This is a genomic window from bacterium, assembly GCA_023150945.1.
Taxonomy (GTDB): Bacteria; Zhuqueibacterota; Zhuqueibacteria; order Zhuqueibacterales; family Zhuqueibacteraceae; genus Coneutiohabitans.
The window spans coordinates 77959-98581 of sequence record JAKLJX010000004.1; the positions used below are offsets into that span (position 1 = coordinate 77959).

Here is a 20623-nt window from a genome sequence, read left to right on the forward strand (position 1 = left end):
GGCGCCTGCAGGCATGAGTTTCCGGAGAGATCCTGCCATTGGCTGAATTTTCAATGCGGTAAATTTTGGCATAATACTTGTTTAAAATCTCCCGAGTTTTTGGGCGGATTACCCGGCGCCGGTAAACCGCGCAGATTCATGCGCTGCGATTCATCCTGATTGTCTCATGGTAAGACGACGATTTACAGGATTTGTGATTGCCCCATGCTGCGCGACCTAAACAATCTCGAATAATGAGTTAGGCGGGCTTCCGCTGCACCAATCCGTAAATGGCAATTACGGTTTCGGAATTTGTCTTTTTATTGACGCTCAGCAAACGTTGGAGCTCAGCACGTGGATCATTTGTACGACAGCGCTCAACTTGAACAAGCCTCGGAGTTCCCAACCCCGCCAGAGGATGGGCCACCGCGCACCTCCCGCCCGCCGGTGGAAGATGACGAAGTCATCACCAGCTTTCCCAAAGAATTCAACCGTCACTTTTGGGAGACCATGGACCGGCGTTTCATGGCCATTCTTATTCTGGTCATGATTTTCGAGCCGCTGATCATCGTCTATGAGTTGTGGTTGCATAAGCCGGGCACGACCGAAGCCGAAGTCGCACGGCTGCAAGCCAAGTATGCGGAGACGTTTCTCTCGGAATTCGAAGTGGAGCAGCCCGGCGAAAGCCCGACGCCGAATGAGTTGTTGCTGTACGCTTCGGAATACGTGCCTTCCATCATGGGCGAGGTGATGGGAACGGGCGAACCGCCGGCGATGAATCCGGGTCTGCGGCCGGGCGCGGGCACGCCCGAAGCCCGCGGCGTGTCGCGTGAAGCCAGTGAAGTGCACCGCCGCATTTCCTCAGCGGCGCGCGAACGGGCACGGCAAGCCTTGTCTGAAGAAGTGGGACGCGTGGGCTTGCTCGGCTTGTTGACCAGCAACAGTAATTTTGCCGTGCCGGGCGGACGGTTTGTGTCGTATCAGCCGGTGCAGGACGTGCTGGAGCACGGCGTCGCACAGGCCAATGATCTCGAACAAGTGCTGTCGCAAGTGAGGACGCTGCGGGTGCCGCGCGTAGGCCAGGACTATTTTGGCGCGCCGGTGGGCGGTGCCGGCGGCGGGTTGCTCGGCCACGGCGGCTTTGATTCCCAGAAGGTGATGATTGCTCAGCGCGAAGTGCGTGGCGAGCGCCATACCGCTTCGGGCGTGCAGGCCGAGGAAATCGTGACCAACCTGGCAGCCGCGCCCAAAAAGGAAGTGAAGGCCACGCGGGAGTTCCAGCGAGTCGAGCCGGTCGAGAGCTTGGTGGAGGACACCGCAATCCCCGGCGTCACCGGGCTGGCGCGCCGGCGGCCGCGCGATATGGCGACGCGCGATCCCGAGCGCATGCGCGAAATCGTCATGTCACACAGTGCCGCCATTCAAGACTGCTACCGCCAGGCGCTGAAAACCTCTCCGACTTTGAAAGGCCAGGTTTCGGTGCGCTTCACCGTCGCGCACACTGGCAAGGTCATCGAAGCCAGTGTGATTTCCTCCACTTTGAACTTGTCGGATTTGGACAAATGCATTCTGCGAAAGATTCTGCGCTGGAACGATTTCGGCAGAATGGATCCGTCCACGCCGGATGTGACGCTGAAACAGACCTACAAGTTTGGCTATTGATCACGCTGGCCTACCCGACCCTGCTGAGTTGACGACTCTGGCGTTCCCCGCAAGCCGGATTTGCTGATGCAAGTCCGGCTTTACTTTTTCATCGCCAGTCCGTATTTTGCCGCGTTCAATTTCACGAAGCTGGTTCACGCAAACCGGATGGACCAAATGATCGATCTCAGCGGCAAGGTGATGTTGATTACCGGTGCCAGTCGCGGCATTGGCGCAGCGGCGGCGCAGTTGGGGGCGCGGGCCGGGGCAGCGGTTGCCATCAACTACCATCGCGCGCAGGCCGCGGCCGAGCAGCTCGTCGCGGAAATCAACGCCGGCGGCGGGCAGGCGGAATGTTTTCAGGCGGAGGTCAGTCGCCACAGCGAAGTCGAGCGCATGGTTGCCGCCGTGCTGCGCCGCTTCGGCCAGATCGACGTACTGGTGAACAACGCCGGCATTTGGACCTATGGCGCGATCGATACCATGCCGGAGCAGGTTTGGGATGAGACCATGGCGGTCAATCTCAAGAGCATTTACAACTGCTGCCGGCTGGTGACGCCGCATATGAAGGCCCGGCGGCAGGGCACGATCATCAACATTGCCAGTACTGCCGGCCAGCGCGGCGAGGCGTTTCATTCCCATTACGCCGCCACCAAAGGCGCGATCATCAGCTTCACCAAATCGCTGGCGCCGGAGTTGGCGCCGTTCAACATCACGGTGAATTGTGTGGCCCCGGGTTGGGTCGCCACCGACATGTCGAATGAGGCGCTGGCGGAAGAGGGCGAGAAGATCACCACCTTGATACCGCTGCGCCGCGCCGGCACGGCTGCGGAGATCGCCGCGCCGATCATTTTCCTTGCTTCTTCTTTGGCATCATACATTACCGGTGAGATTCTCAACGTGAATGGCGGAAACGTGCTGGCGGGCTGAGGCGCCGCGCGCCAGCTTCAAACCGTATGTTCTGCAACCATCGGCACGCGCCGGTTCATTCCAAAATTGCCGTCATGCCCAGTTCGCGCAAATATCGTGAAGATTCCGTGCCAGCGGCCACGCTGCGGGAGTTGCAGGCACTGGCACGAGCATGGCGGGCGGCGGGGAGCCGCGGCGGCTTGGCGGCCGGTGCTGCGCACCATGCGGCGGATGGCATTCTCACGCTGGCCGAACAGCGGCTGCTCATCTCCACTGCATTTACTGCGTTGGTGGATTTTGCCGGCATCTACTCGGTGCAGGCGCTCGCCAATGCCCTGGCCTGTCATGGCGGCGAGCCACAAAGCCTGTGGGCCACGCTGCTGCTGCCGGCAGACCAAAATCCTGCGGCGGAACAGAACCCTCTGGGGCAGGAAATATCCAGCCTCGCCAGGAAGCTGAACGTGAGTTGGCGCGGCGAACAATCACGCTGCCTGCCCGGGATGCGCGAACCGCTGGTGGCATGCCAAATGCTTGCACTTTTGGCCGCGCAGCAGCCGTGTCTGCCGCAGAGCATTCAGGCGGGTGATCACCTCATCCTCACCAAGGATTTGGCGGGTGCGGCTGCGGCGCTGATGGCAAATGCAAAGGAAGAGGAGTTATCCGAGGCTTTTGATCTCAAGTTTGCCAGACGCTGCCAGCAACTTGCAGCGGCAACGCAGGCGAGTGTGCTGGCCGAGGCGCGCTGCGCCTGGAATGTGAACGGCATACACGCGCTGCGCGATCTTTTTCAAGCGGGCTTGGCGGGCGTGTTGCATGACATGATGGATTATGCCACTCTGGACTTCGAAATCAATCTCGCTGAGATCGAGATTCTCCCTGAAGCCAAGCTGCTGTGTGACTATTTTGGCGTGGATCCCCTCGCCGTGTTTGCGCCGGGCGCGCTGGTGATCGTGGGCGAACCCGGCGGCTGCGAGGCGGTGCTCGGCAAGTTGCGCCTTGCCAACATCCCCGCAAAACGCATCGGCCAGGTCCTCAAAGCAGGCGAGGGGAGATGGCTGGTTGAGGGCGGCGAGCGCGTCAAACTGCCGCGCCCGGCGCGTGATCCGCTCGTCGCAATACTCTCTTGAGGAAAACCCGGCGCCGGCGCGCCGGGCCGTTCAGGAGTTTTGGCTTGACTCTCTAGCGGCAAACGCTAGATTTCGAATCACTCCGCCAGAGTAACTTGTTTTCAAACTCCGCATGTGAAGCTAGCCCCCGGAGCCTGGCATGAAAAGACGGATGCTGCTGCTGCTTGTCCTTCTGGCTTGGACGGCCACGAGTGAAGGGCAATATTACTTTGGCCGCAACAAAGTGCAGTACAATTATTTCGAATGGCAAATTCTCCGAACCCGCCATTTTGACATCTACTTCTATCCCGAGATGCGGGAGCTGGCGGAAATCGGCGCCACCTATGCCGAAGAGGCCTACAGCCGGCTGGAAAATCTCACCAATTACAGCTTCAATCATCCGCTGCCGCTGATTTTCTATTCCAATCATTTTCACTTTCAACAGACCAACACCATCCCAAACCTGATTCCCGAAGGCGTGGGCGGTTTCTTCGAGTTTCTGAAAGGCCGCGTGGTGATTCCGGCCACCGGCAGTTTGTCGGAGTTCGAACACGTCATCAATCACGAATTGGTGCACGTCTTCACGCATGGCCGCGCCAATCGCATTCTGAAAGATCACAGACGCACGCAGCATGCCGGGTTGCCGCTCTGGTTCACCGAAGGCATCGCCGAGTATTGGTCGGAGGGATGGGACAGCGAAGCCGAGATGTTCATCCGCGACGCCGTGCTCGCCGGCCATCTCGTGCCGTTGAGCCAGATGTATCGCATTTACGGCACTTTCTTGATGTACAAGGAAGGCCAGGCCATCTGCAAGTTCATCGCCGAGCGTTACGGTGAAGAAAAGCTGCTGCAGTTGATCGAGAACATTTGGAAGGCCGACAATTTCTCCGACGTCATGAAACTCACCCTGGGCGTCGATTATCGCGAGTTCGACAAGGTCTGGCTCTATCATCTCAAGAAGGAAAAATATCCGCTGATGGAGGAGAATGACGCGCCCGGCATGATCACCCGCCACCTCACCGACAAGGGCATCAGCACCAAGCCGGCGTTTGCCGGTTACGGCGAGCAGCGCGAGATCGTATTCATGTCCAATCGCGTCGGCTATTCGAACATCTATCGCATCCCCTACGGCCCGGAGCGCGCGGAAAAGCAGCATCTCGAGACCCTGGTGGACGGTGAACGCACCACCGAGTTCGAAGCCTTCAATCTGCTGCGCAGCAAGCTCGATGTCAACAGCCGCGGTTTGCTGGCGTTCGTTTCGAAGAGCAAGGGGCATGACGCGCTCTACGTCTATTCGCTGAGCCAGAAGAAGATCGTCAGCCGGCATCAATTCGATGAAATCGTCACCATGAGCTCGCCGAACTGGTCGCCGGACGGCAATCGTCTGGCGTTTGCGGCCACGGGCTTTGGCGGCCTGCGCGATCTGTACCTGCTCGATCCCGGCACCGAAGGCCTGACGAAGCTGACCAACGACTATTATGACGACCGTGATCCCGCCTGGTCGCCGGATGGCCGCGTGCTGGCTTTTTCCTCCGACCGCACCGAATACGGCCGGCAGGGCGCCTACAATCTCTTCTTCTACCATCTTGACAACGGCGAGATCGAATACGCGACCTACGGCAACCATCGTGACTATGCGCCGGCATGGTCACCGGACGGCCGGGCGCTGGCGCTGACTTCCGACCGCGACGGCGCGTTCAACATCTGGATGCTGCGCGTGCCGCACCAGGAGATTCAGGTGGCCACCACCGCGAGCATCGACAATCCCTACAGAAACGGTGGCCTCGCGCCCGCGCCGTTGTATCCGCGCGCCATCAACGGTGCCGCCGAGATGCGCAAACTCACCAGCTTCACCACCGGCGCGTTCGATCCCGAATGGACCGACAAGGGCAGTCTGCTGTTCACCGCCTTCGAGCGCTTCAATTTTCAGATTCGCGAACTGGAAAACGTGCCGGAAGTCTTCGACGAGGCCAAGATCAGCGTGGTGGATACGCTGCACGTTCGCCGGCCGCCGTGGGCCATTCCCAAGCTCAACGGCGAAATGTCGCCGACGCAGTTTTCCTACAAGCGCAAATTCAGCCTCGATATCGCGCAAAGCCAGATCACGCAGGATCCGATTTTCGGCGCCGCCGGCGGCGCGCAGCTCGCGATGTCGGACATGCTGGGCAACGAGCAGTATCATTTCCTGGTGTTCAACAACGCGCAAACCCGCAGCGAATTCCTGGAAAGCTTCAACCTCGCGGTCAGCCGCTTCGATCTCTCCAAGCGCGCCAATCATGCCTTTGGGCTTTATCATTTTGCCGGGCGCTACTACAACTATGCCGAAGGCTACTTCTTCGAACGGCGCTACGGCGGCTTTGGCGCGCTCAGCTATCCGCTCAGCGTGTTCGAACGCGTCGAGGCCAGTATCAATGTGCGGCAATCCCACAAACGCTGGGAGGGCATCTCGGTCGCGCGCGATGCCTTGCTGGTCTCCAATTTCGTTTCGTACGTGAAGGACAATTCGCTGTGGGGCCCCTCCGGGCCGGTGGATGGCCGGCGCCTCAACTTCTCGCTGGGCTACACCGTTGATGTGCGCCATTCCAACGTCAACTTCTACACCATTCTGGCCGACTATCGCCACTATTTCCGGCTGGGTTTGCGCAATGCCTATGCCGTGCGGTTGCAGACGCAGTACAATCACGGCAAGGAGGCTTATCCCTTTTTCATGGGCGGCAGTTGGGATTTGCGGCTCTATCCCCGCTGGCGCATTTGGGGCCAGAAGACGTTTCTGGTCAGCCAGGAATTGCGCTTTCCGTTCATTGACGGCTTTGCCGTGGCGTTTCCCTTTGGCGGCCTGGGCTTCAGCTCGATTCGCGGCGCCCTGTTCGTCGACGCCGGCAATGCCTGGGATCAAAAGCTCGACCGCATTCTCGGCAGCACCGGCTTCGGGGTGCGATTGCGCGTCGGCGGTTTTCTGGTGTTGCGGTACGACATCGGCCGGCGCTTCTATTGGAATGAAATCGATCGCGGACTCGCGCCCGGCAAACTCAAACTCGACCGCAGAGTCTATCAGCAGTTTTTCTTCGGGTGGGATTTTTGACCAAAGATAACCAGCCCGGGGCAGGAGAGGAGGGGATCACTCCGGCGGAAGTGGCAGGCAATGAAACGGTGATCCATTCGCCGGTGCATGGAAAAAGAAAGAGAATGTTCAAAAAGTTTCCGATTGGTTGTTTGCTGATTTTGGTGATGCTCGCCGGCTGCTCCAAAGCCCCGCTGCAATTGCAGCTGCCGGACCATCCGCAGCAGGATTGGCGCATCGCCGGTTTCGATACCCGCCGCACTTCGGCGCGCGCCGAATCTCTCACTGTGCCCCTGCAGGAGCTTGCCCGCCTCAAGCTGTCCTCCGCTGCGGCGCAAAACCTTTTTGTCGCCCGCGGTTTTCTGTTCGCGCCCACGCTCGACGGCCGCATCTACGTGGTCGATTTGGAGAAACACGAAATCGTACGCAAATGGAAACTGCCTCAGGGCAACGCCGGCACACTCACGGCAACCTCCAATTCGATTGTCATTGCGATGCGCTACGGCAAACACACGCTCGCGCATTTCGATCTTGCCACCGGCAAGCGCCGGTGGTCGATTGATGCCGGTGATATTGCCAGCGAGCCATTGATCGCAGACAGCCTGCTGTTTGTCGCAGCGCTTTACCAGCACGTCGATGCCTACCGCCTGCGCGATGGCCAGCGGCGCTGGCAATTCAAAACCCGGGCGCAGTTGCATGCTTCGCCGGCCCTCGGCGAGGGCGTGTTGGTCGTCGCCGCGGATGACGGCATGGTTTATGGACTGCGGCCCGAGTCCGGCAAGAAAATCTGGGAAACCGATCTCGAACGGCCGGTGCTGGCCACGCCTGTGATTCAGGGGCAGCGCGTTTTCATCGGCACCGCGCGCGATCAGGTGGTGGCGTTGGATTTGTTCAAGGGCGAGGTTCTGTGGCGCTTTGCCAATCCCGGTCGCGTTTTTCACGCGCCCGCGGTGAATGACAGTCTGCTCATTCTGGCTTGTGCCGATGGCCGTTTGCGCGCGCTGGCGCCGGCCACGGGCCGGCTCATGTGGGAGTCGCGCGCGCTGAGCGTCATTGGCACCTCGCCATTGCTCGCGGGCGAAACCGTTTTCTTTGGCGCGCTCGACCGCCATCTCTATGCGATTCATGCCAGGGATGGCGAGTTGATCTGGCGCCAGGAGTTGCATGGCCGCGTGCGCACCAATCCCATTCTGTGGCAGGGGCATTTGATTCTCGCCAGTGAAGATCGTGAGCTTTACATTTTTGGGTCGCCACGCCCGGCCGGCGGAGACTGAGTCGTGGTCATGTTGACGCATTTGCCTTTGCGCAAGAAGCTGCCCGCACGCTGCGCCATGGGCTGCCCCTGGCAGTGGCCACGGCGCATCGCTTCGTGGCAGGGCCGGGCCAGTCTCGCAGTGGTGATGATCGCGTTGTCCTTCGCGCAGTTGCCGGCACAGAGCGCAAAAGCTGATTCTGCTTTTGCCTTCGTTTCGATTCTCTGCCGCCATCCCGGCTTGCCGGCATTTCTCGATGAGGCGCAAATCGGTGTGACGCCCGTGCGCCATTTCCCCGTCCTTGCGGGCGAACATGAGTTCGGCGTGCGCCGCAGTGATTCTTCGAGCTGGCTTGATTCCGATTGGGTGCAACGCGTGACGGTTTCAGCCGGTGACACGTTAGAGCTGACAGCGGAATTCTATCGCAGTTATTTCATCAATTCCAGTCCTTACGGCGCGCAAGTTTGGCGGGATCAGAAATTGGAAGGCACGACCCCATTGGTCTTGCGCTTGCCGGAGCAGGCAACCGCCACTGTGGAAGTCGTGCTGGAAGGGTATCATGGCCGCGTGCTCGAACTCGGGCCGCAAGCGGGGGAAACGCCGCTGGCCGTCTCGGTGCGACGCTTTGACCTTGTCCTTGAAAAAGACCTGGTGTTGGCCTCCCAACTGGAACAGGAACTCCACGCGCGCGACCGCCGCCGAGCGCGCTACCGGCGAATGACCTACGTTGCTGCGGGGGTGAGTTTGGCAGCAAGTGTTGCCGCCATTTACTTCAAACACGAGGCCGATCAGGCTTACCGGCAGTATCAAAACTTCGGTGATCCGGCCGGGCGGGAAAGTCACTACGCGCGCGCCCGGCGCTATGACCGCTATTCCGGCGCCGCCTTTGCGACGTTTCAAGTCAGCTTTGCATTCTCATTCTATGGCTTTCTGCAATCCATGCGGAAGTGATCGCTGCGGTTGAGGGCCGGGGGTGGCTTCAACCCGGATCTTCGGGGGCAAGGGTAGCACCAAAACGCCAAGGCCTGGCGCCGATTGGCAACCAGGCCTTGGAAAAATCCACCCGCAAACAGTCGCGCTGCAAGCGCCGCGCCGTGTGCGCCGGCGTCAACGTTGTTTGAAGGGCAGTTTCAACTTCTGGCCGACCTTGATCAGGTCGGGATTGCTGAGAATGTCTTTGTTCAGGTTGAAGATTTCCATGTAGCGTTTGGCATCGCCGAAGAGCTGTTTCGCCAGCTTGGACAGCGTGTCGCCGGATTTCACGGTGTAGATGCCGTAGATGTCCGTTTTCTCCACCTTGATGTCGGCCGCGATTTCGTTTTCCCAATTGGGGTAGGTCTTGATCTTGTCCCAGAGCAGATCCTTGTCCAATTGATATGTGGCCGTTCCCTTGATGTGCAGCTTGCCGCCCTCTTCCCGAACGTCTCCATCCTTGACCTGCAGCTTGGTTCCCAAGTCCAGCAAGTCCTGATACTTCTCTTTCAATGCCATGATCCAATCTCCTTTCATAGAATGTTGTAACAAAATGGGCACTGCTTCTGCTTGCACTCGCATTCAACGGCCGGAAATGTGCAAGGATAAGCAGCAAGATGCAACAGAAATCTTGCCTCCGCCGCTTTCCGGCGGCTGCGGCTATTCGATCAAATCCAGCGCGGCTTGCAATTCGCTGGCGGCGTGGTGATTGCCGGCATGGCGTGCGGCCTGCAGGCCGGCGCGATACATCGCGATCGCTTCCGGAATGCGATTGAGCGATTCCAGCAGATGGGCATATTGATAATAGGTCGGCACATAGGCCGGGTGCTCGGCGACGAGCCGTTCGAAATGGGGCAGTGCCTCTTCCGGCCGGTTCAGCTTCGTGAGTTCCAGCGCGACCAGATAGCGGGTGAAGGCATCGGCGGGATCGGCGGCCAGGCTTTGCAGCAACTTTTCCAATCGGGTGGTATCCATGACAGGCTCGGCTTTGGGGTTGGCTTTTTCCCAACATAACTGCCCCGGCGCACAGATGCAAGCGCGAATCTCGGCGGGCGCGGCGCACGCAGAATCAGCTTGGTTGACAGACAATTTTTTCTATCTTGCACCATCTGCCGGTATGCGGCAACTGACCTAACCAATTCCAGGAGTCTGGCAGTGTTGCGAAAATTCATTGGCTGTTCTCCCTACCTCCTCGCGGTATTCATGGCGCGTGTCGATCTTTACGCGCAGGCCTCGTTCACGGCGACCGAACGCTTGCAGGGCTACCGCGCGAGTGGAGAAGAAGTGATTTTTGTTTTTGATGAAGCGCTTTATGGCGTCAAGCCGAGGCAGGTTCAGGTCACCGGTGAGATGCGCGGCTGGAGCCAGGAGATGGCCGATCAAGCATGGGCGTTGCAGCGCGAGCAAGTCGCGGCCACAGTGTGGACACTGGCAGTTTTGCCGGCGAAGGTTCCCAAGCTGGTGCCCGGCATGCAGTTCAAGTTCCGCATCGATGAGGGGGAATGGCTGCCGGTGCCGGTCGCCGCGCCCAATCAAAAGGCCGGAAATTTGGTTTTCAAACCGGAGGAGAAAGTGCTGCGGCTGTCTGCAGAGCTGGTAAACCCGCATTACGTTCGTCTGTTGATTTCCGGGAGCAAACAGGAGCTTTCGCTCAATGCAGCGGATTATCGCCTGGTGCAGGCGGATGGCCATGTCATTCCAGTGGCGGCTGTGCTGCGCGTCACGCCAGCAGAACTGCATCTGCATGTTGATGCGGCGCTGGATTTGGCGCGCGTCCACCACGTCGAAGCCGTCAAACTGCAGCAGAAAGCCGTGGCCTCGTTCAGCGGCTATTTTCGCCATCTCTATTCCAACCAGAAGCTGGGGGCATTCTTCGCTGACGCCGTCGGCCAGACGGTGTTTCGTGTATTTGCACCGCGCGCCACGCTGGTCAAACTTTACCTCTATGAGACACCCACCTCGGAGGCGCTGCAAACTCTGGATATGACCAAGAATGAGCTGGGCGTGTGGCAGGCAATGGTGCCGGGCAATCAGGTGGGCAAATATTACGATTTCACCGTGCACGGACCGAATGACCCGGGCAATTACTTTTTTGAACAGCGGCCGGTGCACGTCAATGATCCGTATGCCCGCGCCAACGTCGATGCGCAAGGCCGCAGCCGCGTGTGCGCTCCGGTGAAGCCGCCGCCGCCTTTGCCCCAAGGCCGGCCCGCCATGGCTGATCTGATTGCCTATGAAGTCCATGTGCAGGATTTCACCACCGGCCTCACCGGCTTGGCGGAAAACAAGCGAGGCACCTTTGCCGGCATGATGGAGCCCAATCTGCGCAACGCCGCGGGCGAGAAGATCGGCTTTGATCATTTGGTCGAGCTCGGCATCACCGCCGTGCATCTGCTGCCGGTGCAGGAGTTCATGCACTATCCCGACGAGGAATGGCGGGAGGCGTTTGAGCATGACCCCTACATGAGCGCGCGCGGCATCAACCGGGAAAACTACCAATGGGGTTATCGCATCTCGAACTTCTTTGCGCTGGAGAATCGCTACCGCATCAAGGGCACGGAGCACGGCGCGCAAAACCAGCAGTTTCGCGACATGGTGGCCGCCTTTCACAAAAAGGGCATCGCCGTCATTCTGGATTTCGTCTTCAATCACACCGCCGAGAACATCGACGAGCGTGATTTCGTTTTCAACTTCAAGGCCTTCGACGCGCAATACTACTACCGCACTGACGGCCAGTTGCAGCTCATTGGCGCCTTCGGCAACGAAACCAAATCGGAAGACCGGCCGATGGTACAGCGCTGGATCATCGATCAGTGCCAGTTCTTCGTGGAGGAATACGGCGTCGACGGCTTTCGCATTGATCTCGCCGGCCTGACCGACAAGCAGACGCTGCTGGCCCTGCGCCAAGTGCTGGGGCCGGACATTATTCTCTACGGCGAGCCTTGGATCGATTCCAGCGACCCCGACTTTCAGGCCAATCCCGACTGGGATTGGTACAAAATCGATGCGCCCATTACTTATTTTGATGATGATTTTCGCAACGCCATTCACGGCCCGCCGGACAATCCCAAAAACAAACTCACCGATCGCGGCTATGCCGGCGGCAACGGCCGGCGCGCCGAAGCGCAGCTCGCGGTTGCTGCCAGTTTCGAGACCGAGCACACGCCATTGAGCGGCATCAACTATCTCGACATTCACGACAACTGGGCGATGGCGGACCGCTTCGCGCTGCACGATTGGGACGGCCGCCAGGGCGTCGATGAAGGCCCCTTCAAAATCGCGGCCGCCATGCTGTTCACCTCCCTCGGGCCGATTGTGTTGCACGGCGGCACCGAGATCATGCGCAGCAAGGGCGCCGCGCCGCTGGAAGAAGTCATCAAGCAGACGCGCAGCGGCCCCATCTTCCTGCACGGCAAGCGCGACACCTACAACCTGCGCGCCGCCAACGAATTTCTGTGGGAAACGAAAGGCCGGCAGCGCGGGGACGACAACGGCCAAATCAAATGCAATTATGACAACATGTACCGATACTGGCGCGGCCTGATCGCATTGCGCAATAGCAGGTACGGTAAAGTCTGCCGGCTCTCCACCAAACCGGCAAGTGATTACCTCAAATGGTTCCTGCCGGAGAACGAGAGGCTGCTGGGCTATTCGATTGGCGATCGGCTGCTGGTGTTGGTCAATACCGCCGACGAAGAGGCCACCTTTGCCAAAGTCACGCTGCCGCTTCGTTCACGCTGGCGCCTGGTGGCGGATGCAGATCAGGTCGATCATGCGAACGGCATTGCCGGCCATGCGGACAGCGAGCTGCGGCCGCTGTCTGCCATTGATTTGACCGTGCCCAAGCAGAGCGTCAAAATCTGGGTGCGGGAGTAGCGTTGCTTGCAGAGGGTGAGTAGCGGTTCAGCCGAGATTTCGACGAAGCGCAGTCTGCCAGACTGCCAGCGAACCCAGAACCAAGCCGGCAAAGAACTTCACGGCCACGCCAGTTTTCCCGGAGTACTGCTGCATGGAACAAGAGCAAACCTATCCCAATCTTCCGCAGGCCTTTGGGCTTTTGGGCATAGTCATTCTCCTGCTCACTTTAGCGAGTATCCCGATTAGCCTGATCGGCGACGTCCTGCAAATTCCGGTGAAGGCACAGCCGCTGGTGCTGGCATTGGCCAACACGGTGGCGATCGGTTTGACTTTGCTGTGGGGCGGCCGGCGGGCACGCGCCACGTTTCGGGAGCTCTTTCCCCTGAAGCCGGTGGCGGCTGCGCTGTGGCTGCCGATGACGTTGACGATTCTCGGCATGAACATTCTGCTTTCCGAGTGCGACAATCTTCTGCGTTTGGTGCTGCCGGTGCCGAACTGGCTGGCCGATCTGTTGAAAGAGCTTTTCGATCCCAGCAAGGGCGTATGGGCGACGGTTTTGGCGTTGGTCATTGTCGCGCCGGTGACCGAGGAGTTTTTGTTCCGCGGGCTGATTCTGCGCGGCTTGCTCGGCAACTACAGCGTACGCAAGGCGATCGTGGCCTCGGCCCTGCTGTTTGCGCTGATCCATTTCAATCCCTGGCAGTTCATCAGCGCGGCGGTTGCGGGCGTGGTTTTGGGCTGGTGGTTTGTGGAAACGCGCTCGCTGGTGCCCTGTCTGTTCGGGCATGCGCTGCACAACGCCTTGCCGGTGATTGCCCTCTCCTGGCTGCAGTTGAAGATTCCCGGCTACACTTCGGACATGAGCGGCGCGGTGGAATTCCAGCCGCTGTGGTTTGACGCACTGGGCCTGCTACTGGCCGCGGCCGGCATCGCCATGCTGCGCGCGGAATTCCGCAAGCCGGCCAGCACCTGGCCGGCGGCGGGTTGAGCCGGCAGCTTAAAGGCTGGGACTTGCATTTGCAGGAACAAATTCGCATATTGGCCGACCTTTTTGCAGAATCACTCTGGCGCGATCCCACAGGACAGGAGTCATGAACTTCCGTTATTCCGAATGGCGCGATGAGCAGAACAAAAGCCGCCTGACTTTCGACGATTTGATGAAATTGTTCAGCCAGTTGCTGCTGCAGAGCGACGGCGATGTGGGCCAGGCGCTGCGCTGGCTTACGCAGCTCGATCAAAAGCACCGGCTGTTCGATGATGAGCCGGGCAAGGGGCTGGGTGATTTCATCGAGTGGATGAAACAGCAAGGCTATCTGGAGGAAGTCAACCGCGAATTCCGCCTGACCCAGCGCGGCGGCAAACGCCTCCGCCAGGATTCGCTGGATCAGATCTTTTCTTCGTTGCGCAAGAGCCGCATGGGCGGGCAGCATTCGATTCCGAAATCGGGCGAGGGCATCGAGCGGCTCTCCGAAACCAAGCGCTACCGCTTCGGTGACGCGCCCAGCAACATCGACTTCACCAACACCATCAGCAATGCCATCAAGCGCGCCGGCCTCGATGAGATCCGCATCGCCGAAGATGATCTCGAGATCTACGAAACCGAGCATCTCGCCACCTGCGCAACGGTGCTGATGATCGACGTCAGCCACAGCATGGTGCTGTACGGCGAAGATCGCATCACCCCCGCCAAGAACGTCGCGCTCGCGCTCTCCGAGTTGATCCTGACGAAGTACCCCAAGGACAGCCTGCACGTCGTGTTGTTCGGCGATGACGCTGTCGAAGTCAAAGTGGAGGACATTCCTTTCGTCACGGTGGGGCCGTTTCACACCAACACCAAGGCGGGTTTGCAGCTCGCGCGCACAATTCTCAAGCGCAAGCGCGATGTCAACAAGCAGATCTTCATGATCACCGACGGCAAACCCTCCGCCATCTTCGAATACGGCCGCATCTACAAGAACCCTTACGGCCTCGACCGCAAAATCGTCAACAAGACGCTGGACGAGGCCGTCCTCTGCCGCCGGGAAAAGACCACCATCACCACCTTCATGATTGCCGACGATCCCTGGCTGGTTGACTTCGTGAACAAGCTCACGCAGGCGAACCGCGGCCGGGCTTACTTCTCCTCGCTCAACCGGCTGGGCGAATTCGTGTTTGTCGATTACTTGCGCAACCGCCGCCGGCACTTGCGCTGAAGCCCCACCCGGCTGGCGCGGAATCCGGTCACCACGCCGGTTGTTTTGCGTCCACCTGCCGGCGCATGGCGGGATCGGCGCCGGCCAAGGGACTCGCCCAAAACGCATCATTCACCTGTAACGAAGAGACCATGAGTACAAAAGCGCTGTTGGAAATCCGCACCCTGGGCCAACTCAAGGCCGCCGGCTACAAAGTGCTGCCGGTCAAGGATGAAGTCCGCAAAAACCTGGTGACGAAGTTACGTAGTAGGGAAAAAATCTTTCCGGGCATCATCGGCTATGACGAAACCGTAATTCCCGAGCTGTGCAATGCCATTCTCTCGCGCCATGATTTCATCCTGCTCGGTCTGCGCGGCCAGGCGAAAAGCCGCATTCTGCGCGCACTGCCGGATTTGCTCGATGCCCACGTTCCGATTCTGAAGGGCAGCGAGATCAACGACAACCCCTTTGCACCGGTATCAAAATATGCTGTGGAGTTGGTGAACGAGTGCGGCGAGGCAGCCGAGATCGAATGGATCGGGCGCGACCGGCGTTTTGGTGAGAAACTGGCGACGCCCGACGTCACCATCGCCGATTTGATCGGTGACATCGACCCGATCAAGGCGGCGGCACAGCGGCTGCATTACGCTCACGAAGGCATCATTCACTTTGGCATCATTCCGCGCACCAACCGCGGCATCTTTGCGATCAACGAGCTGCCGGATTTGCAGCCGCGCATTCAAGTCGGTTTGTTCAACGTCATGCAGGAGAAGGACATTCAGATTCGCGGCTTCCCCATTCGCATCCCGCTGGATGTGATGATCGTGTACACCGCCAATCCCGAGGACTACACCAACCGCGGCAACATCATCACGCCGTTGAAAGACCGCATCGGCTCGCAAATTCACACCCACTATCCGCGCACGGTGGAGATCGGCATGCAGATCACCGCGCAGGAGGCCTGGGTGCGGCGCGACGGCCTGCCGGTCAAGATTGCGTATTTTCTGCGCCAGGCGATCGAGCAGGTGGCGGTGGAAGCGCGGCGCAGCGAGTTTGTCGATCAAAAGAGCGGCGTCTCCGCGCGCTTGACGATTTCCTTCCTGGAGAATTTGGTGAGCAATGCCGAGCGCCGCAGTTACCTGACCGGCGACCAAGAGCTGGTGCCGCGCGTGTGCGATCTTTACGCCGCCCTCTCCGCGGTCTCCGGCAAGATCGAGCTGGTTTACGAAGGCGAGCAGGAGGGGGCCGCCAATGTCAGCAAGGGGTTGATGGGCAAGGCACTCAAACAGGTTTTTCTGGGTTATTTCCCCGATCCCTATGCTGCCATGAAGAAGGGCGGCCGCGAATATCAAAAGGTGGTGGCGTGGTTCAAAAAAGACCGCAAGCTCGACATCTCCGACACGCTTGCCAATCAGGAATACGTCAAGACGCTCAACAGCGTGGAAGGCCTGAAGGAGTTGACGCTGCAGTATCTGCCGGGCGCGCGGGAAATGTCGCCGGATCAGCTTGCGGTCGGCATGGAGTTCGTGCTGGAGGGCTTGCATCAAAACTCGATGTTGAGCCGCGATGAGACCGGGCCGTTGCGGACTTATTCCGACATGTTGAACCGCATGTTCAGCAACCTGAAGCGGGAGCCGGACGAGGACGATGAGGAGGAGTCCTAGTCTCCGGCATTGGCCGGGAGGAGGTGCCGGCGCGCCGGCTTTGGCACCAGGAGTGCGCAGGCAGACGCCGGTGGGCAGCGGCGGGTGGCGGTGAGGCGCTGCACCGGGCCGGCGCGAGGCCGGGAGCCGGTGTGGTGGCGTTGCAGCCCTGCGCGGGAAGGATTGCCTCTTGCATCTCGAAAGTCGTTTTTTTATCTTTGCCCGCTCTGACGCGAAAACCCGCTTCGTGTGTCCGCATCCCGAATCAATTCTATTCGTTGTCCGAATTTCATTGCAAGATATGGCCGGCGCGACGGCAAGGCCGGGGCCATCACTCTCCGAAGGTGTGCTGCGCAGGATAGCAACCGACGATCAGGACTCACAACTCGTGAAAGGAACAACATGGGCAGCCTTGACGCCACGTCGGACGTGAATGATGATCTGCAAACCCAAATTGCGCGCTTGAATCAGATCGGAATAGCTTTATCGAGCGAACATAACTTGAACAAGTTACTCGAGCTCATCGTCAAGGAGGCGCGGCGCTTCACCGTCGCCGACGGCGGCAGTCTCTACATCAAGGAAGACGATAAGCTAAATTTTCTCGTGGCGCAGACCGAATCCCTGGAGAAGAAGCTCAACGGCGCTCCTCCGTTCAAGTCGTTCTACGTGCCGCTCACCAAGGAGAGCATCTCCGGCTTCGTGGCGATCACCGGTGAAGTGCTGAACATCGCGGACGTCTATCACATCCCGCCCACGGTGGAATACCGCTTCAACAAGGATTTCGACAAGCGCATGGGCTATCGCAGCAAGTCGATGCTGACCGTGCCGATGCGGGATCACAAGGACCAGATCATCGGCGTGCTGCAGTTGGTCAATTCGCTGGATGCCGATGGCCGGGTGGTGCCGTTTCGCAGGGAGTACGAGACGCTGATTCTGTCGCTTGCCAGCCAGGCGGCGGTGGCCATCCGCAATGCCAAGCTGATCGAGGAAATCCGCGCGCTGTTCAAATCGCTGGTGCGGTATTCTGCCAAAGCCATTGACTCGCGTTCGCCGCACACCGCCGGCCACTCCGGGCGCGTCGCCAAGTATTCGATGCGCATCGCCCAGGCCATCAATGATGAAACCGAAGGCGCCTTCGCGCACGTCACGTTCACGCCCGAGCAATTGGAAGAACTGCGGATGGCCGGTTGGCTGCATGATATCGGCAAAATCGGCGTGAAAGAGGCGGTGCTCGAGAAGATGACCAAGCTCAGCGAAGCCCAGATGGAGACGATCGCCGAGCGCTTCACCGCGATCAAGTCCTCGCTGATCATCGAGGCCTTGCGCCAGAAATTCGAGCTGGTGCAGATGAACGGCGAAGGCGCGGCCCGCCTGCGCGAGATCGAGACCAAGCTGCTCGAACAACTCAAGGAGCTGGACAGCGATCTGGATTTTCTGCGCACCATCAACATTCCTGGCTATCTCTCTCCCGAAAAAATCGAGCGCTTGCGCCGCATCGGCGAGCGCACGTTTGTGGACAGCAACGGCGAAGAGCGTTACTATCTCACCCCGCAGGAATATGAAAACCTATCGGTGGTGAAGGGGAATCTCACCTCGGCGGAATACAAGGAAATTCAAAAGCACGTCGAGCACACGCTGGCGATTTTGCGGAAAATCCCCTTCACCAAGGATCTGGAGAACATTCCCAAGTATGCCGGCGCCCATCATGAGATGATGGATGGCTCGGGCTATCCGCTGGGACTGCGCGGCGACGAAATTCCACTGCAGGCGCGCATCATGTGCATCGCCGACATTTTCGATGCGCTGAGCGCGCAGGATCGGCCCTACAAGCAGGCCGTGCCGCTGGAAAAATCCCTGCAAATCCTGCAGGAGGAGGCGCAACGCGGCAAACTCGACAAGAACCTGGTCGAGCTGTTCATTCGCCGCAAGCTTTACCAAAGCCAGCGCAAGGTCGATGACGAAGACGACCAGGATTGACCAAAAGCTGCGAGTATTATTTACACGTTATGAACGCGCTCGCCTAACCGAGCGCGAAACTTTATAGCAGAATGGCCGGAGGCGCAGCACGCGATGCCGAACGTAAGCGGGCACGGCGTTGCGCGCCTGCCGGCATCGACTTTGGGAGGGCGTGCGTCGCGCGGGGGATATTAGAGTAGCGAAATCGATATGCCTACAATTCCTCCGCACATCATAGATGAAGTTCGCCTCGCGACGGATGTCGTGGATCTGATATCCGAATACGTTTCGCTCAAAAAATCCGGCCGCAATTACTTCGGGCTTTGTCCCTTCCATCCGGAAAAATCCCCGTCTTTCAGCGTCAATCCCGAGAAACAGATTTTTCACTGCTTCGGCTGCGGTGCCGGCGGCAGCGCGTTCACTTTTATTCAAAAGCTGGAAGGCGTGGGCTTTCCAGAGGCGGTGCGCAAGCTGGCGAAACGCGCCAACATCGCGATTCCCGAACCGGAGCCAGAGGATCGCGCTGCCAGCCAGGAAAAGGAGGCGCTGTATTTTGTCAATGCGCTGGCGGCGGAGTTTTTCCAATTGATCCTGGCAAGCAGCAAGGGCGCGGCCGGGCGCGAATATATGCAGCAGCGTGGTTTTGACGACGAGGCGTTGCGACTGTTCGGTGTCGGCTTCGCGCCGGATGACTGGGAAGAGCTGCACAAGTACGCCCGCCAAAAGTCCGTGAACCCCGAGTTGTTGGTGAAGGCGGGGCTGCTCAATCCGCGCGAGAAGGAAGGCAAGGTTGCAGGTTACTATGACCGCTTTCGCAACCGCGTCATGTTTCCGATCCACAACCTCTCCGACCGGGTGGTGGCATTCGGCGGCCGGCGCATCCCGCCCGAGCGCGAGGACTCTCCCAAATACATGAATTCACCCGAGACCGCGGTTTATCACAAGGGCCAGATTCTCTACGGTTTTCCGCTGGCGAAAGAGCATCTGCGCGCCGCTGATTGTCTGATCGTGGTCGAAGGCTATCTTGATGTCATGCGCATGCACTTGTGCGGCTTCAAGAACACGGTGGCGACTTCCGGAACCGCGCTGACCGAACACCAGGCGCGATTGATTCTGCGCTACACGCGCAACGTCATTCTGCTGTTTGACAGTGATGCTGCCGGCTCGGCCGCTACTCTGCGCGGCGCTGACATCCTGGTGGAAAACGGCTTGCAAGTGAGAGTGGCGACGGTGAGCGCGGGTGATGATCCTGACAGTTTTCTCCGCCGGCAGCCGGCCGCAGCGATGCGGGAGATCCTGACGAACGCGCCGGATTTGCTGGAATTCAAGGCGCGCAACCCCGGCCAAGTGACCGCGGAGGCTGCGCCGGCCACGCGCGAAGAGCAACTACGCTCGATCGTCGCTACGTTGGCGCGCATGAACGACGCGCTGCAGCGCCAGGTGATGGTGCATCGCATGGCGGAAAAGCTGCAGGTGAGCGAGGCGGCACTATGGGAGGAGGTGGGGCGTCTGCGCCGTTCGCAATCACGCCTGGCGCGCGGCGGTGCGGCGGCACAGCCCAATCCCCAAGCCGTGCTCGGCGGCCAGCGCCCGTTTGCCGAGCGCAGCCGCGCCGTGGAGATGGAGCTGCTGCGCATCATGATTCTGCACTGGAACGCCATTCAATTCATCTTCAGCTTCATGCGGGTGGAGGATTTTCACGATCCGGAAGCGCGCGCAATGGCGCAGGTCTTCTACGCCTTGTTGGACCGCCCCGTGCCGCTCGAGCCGGAAATGCTGCTGCACAGCTTCAACGAGCCGCGACAGGCGGAGTTCATTTCCCAAGTCATCAACGAAGTGGCCGAACGCATTCACAAGGAAGCGATTGAAATCGATTATCGCCGCTGGAGCGCGGACTGCATGGCCCGGCTGCAACGCTTCATGATCGAAGACCAGCGCCAGGCGCTGCTGGAGCAAATCAAACTCGGCGACCGCAGCGGCCGGGATGTGACGGAATTGATGCAGCAATTGAACGAGTACGATGAACAACTCCGGAGGATCAAGCCTGAGAATTTTCTCATGGCCGCCTGAAACC

The 20623-nt window shown here is 59.4% G+C and carries 14 protein-coding genes; 12 read left to right on the plus strand and 2 right to left on the minus strand.

Annotated features, from left to right (window positions below):
* The first annotated feature begins 333 nt into the window (after positions 1 to 333).
* The 6 genes from L6R21_07155 to L6R21_07180 all read left to right on the plus strand — a co-directional run bounded on the left by L6R21_07155 (position 334) and on the right by L6R21_07180 (position 8900).
* Complete coding sequence (locus L6R21_07155; GenBank protein MCK6558962.1) at positions 334 to 1641, plus strand: AgmX/PglI C-terminal domain-containing protein; 1308 nt, start codon at positions 334 to 336, stop codon at positions 1639 to 1641.
* Between the two features lie 156 nt (positions 1642 to 1797).
* Entirely contained in the window at positions 1798 to 2550 is a 753-nt protein-coding gene (gene fabG / locus L6R21_07160; protein ID MCK6558963.1) for a 3-oxoacyl-ACP reductase FabG, read from the plus strand.
* 74 nt (positions 2551 to 2624) lie between these two features.
* Positions 2625 to 3656 carry an AIR synthase-related protein gene (locus L6R21_07165; GenBank protein MCK6558964.1) on the plus strand — a complete coding sequence of 344 codons (1032 nt, stop codon included), beginning with the start codon at positions 2625 to 2627 and terminating at the stop codon, positions 3654 to 3656.
* 139 nt (positions 3657 to 3795) lie between these two features.
* Positions 3796 to 6717, plus strand: coding sequence for a BamA/TamA family outer membrane protein (locus tag L6R21_07170; protein MCK6558965.1), 2922 nt, complete (start codon positions 3796 to 3798; stop codon positions 6715 to 6717).
* Between the two features lie 104 nt (positions 6718 to 6821).
* A complete protein-coding gene (locus tag L6R21_07175) occupies positions 6822 to 7970 on the plus strand; it encodes a PQQ-binding-like beta-propeller repeat protein (protein MCK6558966.1) in 1149 nt (382 codons plus the stop codon).
* Between the two features lie 9 nt (positions 7971 to 7979).
* Complete coding sequence (locus tag L6R21_07180) at positions 7980 to 8900, plus strand: PEGA domain-containing protein (protein ID MCK6558967.1); 921 nt, start codon at positions 7980 to 7982, stop codon at positions 8898 to 8900.
* 156 nt (positions 8901 to 9056) lie between these two features.
* On the opposite strand, the gene L6R21_07185 is transcribed toward L6R21_07180, so the two are convergent.
* Positions 9057 to 9440 (minus strand): LysM peptidoglycan-binding domain-containing protein, encoded by a 384-nt coding sequence (locus L6R21_07185; protein MCK6558968.1) that lies wholly within the window; start codon positions 9438 to 9440, stop codon positions 9057 to 9059.
* Positions 9441 to 9581: 141 nt separating this feature from the next.
* A complete protein-coding gene (locus L6R21_07190; protein ID MCK6558969.1) occupies positions 9582 to 9896 on the minus strand; it encodes a tetratricopeptide repeat protein in 315 nt (104 codons plus the stop codon).
* A gap of 180 nt (positions 9897 to 10076) precedes the next feature.
* Between L6R21_07190 and L6R21_07195 the strand changes: the two genes are divergently transcribed.
* The 6 genes from L6R21_07195 (at position 10077) to dnaG (ending at position 20619) form a co-directional block, all read left to right on the plus strand.
* Positions 10077 to 12797, plus strand: a complete 2721-nt coding sequence (locus L6R21_07195; GenBank protein MCK6558970.1) for a pullulanase — start codon at positions 10077 to 10079, stop codon at positions 12795 to 12797.
* Positions 12798 to 12930: 133 nt separating this feature from the next.
* On the plus strand, positions 12931 to 13767 hold the full coding sequence (locus L6R21_07200) for a CPBP family intramembrane metalloprotease (protein ID MCK6558971.1): 837 nt from the start codon (positions 12931 to 12933) through the stop codon (positions 13765 to 13767).
* Between the two features lie 103 nt (positions 13768 to 13870).
* Complete coding sequence (locus L6R21_07205; protein MCK6558972.1) at positions 13871 to 14971, plus strand: VWA domain-containing protein; 1101 nt, start codon at positions 13871 to 13873, stop codon at positions 14969 to 14971.
* Between the two features lie 131 nt (positions 14972 to 15102).
* Positions 15103 to 16614, plus strand: a complete 1512-nt coding sequence (locus L6R21_07210) for a magnesium chelatase (protein MCK6558973.1) — start codon at positions 15103 to 15105, stop codon at positions 16612 to 16614.
* Positions 16615 to 17094: 480 nt separating this feature from the next.
* Positions 17095 to 18570 (plus strand): GAF domain-containing protein, encoded by a 1476-nt coding sequence (locus tag L6R21_07215; protein MCK6558974.1) that lies wholly within the window; start codon positions 17095 to 17097, stop codon positions 18568 to 18570.
* Positions 18571 to 18759: 189 nt separating this feature from the next.
* Positions 18760 to 20619, plus strand: coding sequence for a DNA primase (dnaG, locus tag L6R21_07220; GenBank protein ID MCK6558975.1), 1860 nt, complete (start codon positions 18760 to 18762; stop codon positions 20617 to 20619).
* Positions 20620 to 20623: the final 4 nt, after the last annotated feature.

What these genes read in the sequence shown, in the direction of transcription:
- L6R21_07165 (MCK6558964.1), top strand. Translation starts at nt 2,625, where the DNA reads ATGCCCAGTTCGCGCAAATATCGTGAAGATTCCGTGCCAGCGGCCACG.
- L6R21_07175 (MCK6558966.1), top strand. Translation starts at nt 6,822, where the DNA reads ATGTTCAAAAAGTTTCCGATTGGTTGTTTGCTGATTTTGGTGATGCTC.
- dnaG (MCK6558975.1), top strand. Translation starts at nt 18,760, where the DNA reads ATGCCTACAATTCCTCCGCACATCATAGATGAAGTTCGCCTCGCGACG.
- L6R21_07170 (MCK6558965.1), top strand. Translation starts at nt 3,796, where the DNA reads ATGAAAAGACGGATGCTGCTGCTGCTTGTCCTTCTGGCTTGGACGGCC.
- fabG (MCK6558963.1), top strand. Translation starts at nt 1,798, where the DNA reads ATGATCGATCTCAGCGGCAAGGTGATGTTGATTACCGGTGCCAGTCGC.
- L6R21_07190 (MCK6558969.1), bottom strand. Translation starts at nt 9,896, where the DNA reads ATGGATACCACCCGATTGGAAAAGTTGCTGCAAAGCCTGGCCGCCGAT.
- L6R21_07210 (MCK6558973.1), top strand. Translation starts at nt 15,103, where the DNA reads ATGAGTACAAAAGCGCTGTTGGAAATCCGCACCCTGGGCCAACTCAAG.
- L6R21_07205 (MCK6558972.1), top strand. Translation starts at nt 13,871, where the DNA reads ATGAACTTCCGTTATTCCGAATGGCGCGATGAGCAGAACAAAAGCCGC.
- L6R21_07185 (MCK6558968.1), bottom strand. Translation starts at nt 9,440, where the DNA reads ATGGCATTGAAAGAGAAGTATCAGGACTTGCTGGACTTGGGAACCAAG.
- L6R21_07200 (MCK6558971.1), top strand. Translation starts at nt 12,931, where the DNA reads ATGGAACAAGAGCAAACCTATCCCAATCTTCCGCAGGCCTTTGGGCTT.
- L6R21_07180 (MCK6558967.1), top strand. Translation starts at nt 7,980, where the DNA reads ATGTTGACGCATTTGCCTTTGCGCAAGAAGCTGCCCGCACGCTGCGCC.